Origin of the sequence: Frankia sp. AiPs1 (genome assembly GCF_023716945.1) — a bacterium.
Lineage (GTDB): Bacteria > Actinomycetota > Actinomycetes > Frankiales > Frankiaceae > Frankia.
The window spans coordinates 1-1,739 of record NZ_JAMQQF010000863.1 but is presented as its reverse complement, the minus strand read 5'-3'; the positions used below and the strand labels follow the sequence as shown (position 1 = coordinate 1,739).

General features: G+C 73.9%; 1 protein-coding gene and 1 pseudogene. One reads left to right on the top strand and one right to left on the bottom strand.

The window, feature by feature from the left end; translation table 11 throughout:
- Positions 1-1,319 (bottom strand): MFS transporter (locus ND748_RS31380; protein ID WP_251749916.1); only part of this gene is annotated, 1,319 nt, incomplete at its 3' end.
- 238 nt (positions 1,320-1,557) lie between these two features.
- Here ND748_RS31380 and ND748_RS34805 point away from each other — a divergent pair.
- Positions 1,558-1,739 (top strand): annotated as a pseudogene (locus ND748_RS34805) (hypothetical protein); the annotation flags it as partial.

Here is a 1,739-nt window from a genome sequence, read left to right as displayed (position 1 = left end):
GCCGTTGGGACCGCGCCGCCCGGTGGCGGGAGCTCGGTGTCCCGCAGCCGGTCGCGCGCGGCCAGGCGCGAGCGGCGCAGCGCGCCGGCCTGCACGAACAGCGTGACGCAGACGATGGCGGCGGCCACCGCGAAGCCCACCGTCCCGGGCATCTCGATGAGCCCGAGGGCGCCACCGGCGACCCAGGTGAGTTGGAGCGCGGTCTCGGAGCGGGCGAACGCGGAGTTGCGCGTCGCCTCCGGGATGTCGCGCTGGACGACGGCGTCGAGCGCCAGCTTGCCCATCGAGCCGGCCATGGTGACCAACAGCGCCGCGACGAGCGAGGTGAACCTGGTGTAGGTGATGGCGGCGCCGAGACAACCGCCGGCCGCCAGCACCAGGGCGAGCATGAGAATGCCCTCCGGGCGTCGTCGACCGAGCCGGCCGCCGATGAACACGCCGAGCCCGCTGCCGACGCCCGCGGCCACGGCCAGGCCGCCCAGCCACAGGTTGTTGCCGCCGTTGGTCCGCAGCAGGAAGGCGAGGTAGAAGGTGAGAAAACCGACGAGGCCGCGCAGGACCGCGGTGGCGCGCAGGGCCACCGGCAGCGCCCCGAGGAACGCCCGCAGCCGCGCCCCGAGGCCGCGCCGGCCGCCCGGTCCGACCGGGGCGCGTAGCGGCAGCTCGCCGGCCGCCGAGTCGACGTGCCTGGGGAGATTGAAGGCCAGCAGGACGCCGGCCATGTAGACGATCGCGCAGATCCGCAGCACCCACGGATAGCCGACGAACGGGACGTGCGCGATGCCCAGCCCGACGGGCGCCACGATGGCGCCGGCGACGATGTTGACCAGCGAGATCCGCGAGTTGACCTTGACGAGGGTGAGCTCGGCCGGGGCGACCCGGGGGATGACGGCGCTGCGCGCCACGCCGAAGCCGCGGGAGAGCACGAGCAGGCCGAGGGCGAGCGGATAGACGGCCAGCCCGTGCAGGGCCCCGGCAAGTTGCCAGGCCAGCAGGCCTCGGCCCAGGCAGATGGCGGCGAGCGCCGTGCGTCGGCCGTGGGCGACCCGGTCGAGCAGCGGCCCGATGACCGGTGCCAGCAGAGCGAATGGGACCATGGTGATGAGCAGGTAGAGGGCGACCTTCGACCGGGCCTCCCCCGAGGGCACCGAGAAGAACAGCGACCCGGCCAGGGCCACGGTGACCAGCGCGTCGCCCGCGGCGTTGACGAAGGACAGTTCGGTGAGGGCGGACAGTCCGGTCCGGTCGGCACCGTCCCCGCGCACGCTCGACCGCAGCCTTCGCAGGTTGTTCGAGACCGTGCTGCCCAGGTTCACCATGCCGAGTGTCCTCGTCCCTGGCCTGCGCTCCTACGACCACGTCGGGCGGTGCGAGTGTCCGTGGGAGAGAATACGTTGCGTGGATGCTCCCGAGGTCCGTTCCGCCACGACCGAGCCGCCGGATCCATCCGTTACCCTCGGTGCGGATTCGGTGCCGGACGCTGCGCAGGCGGCCGGCGCGGAACTCATGGCGGATGCAACGGCCCAGGGCAGCGCGGAGGTCCCAGACGTGACAACGGTGACAACGGCTCCGGCGACGGGCCTTGACGCGCCGCCCCCGCGGACTCACCCCCGGGCGTCGTCCGCCACCACTGCGGCGCCGCCGCCCGACGTGAGCATCACCACCGGGCCGGATCGAGGGGAGGCGGACGCCGACCTCGCGGTCGACGACCCGGCGGTGCCGGCCGCGCGGTCCCGGGC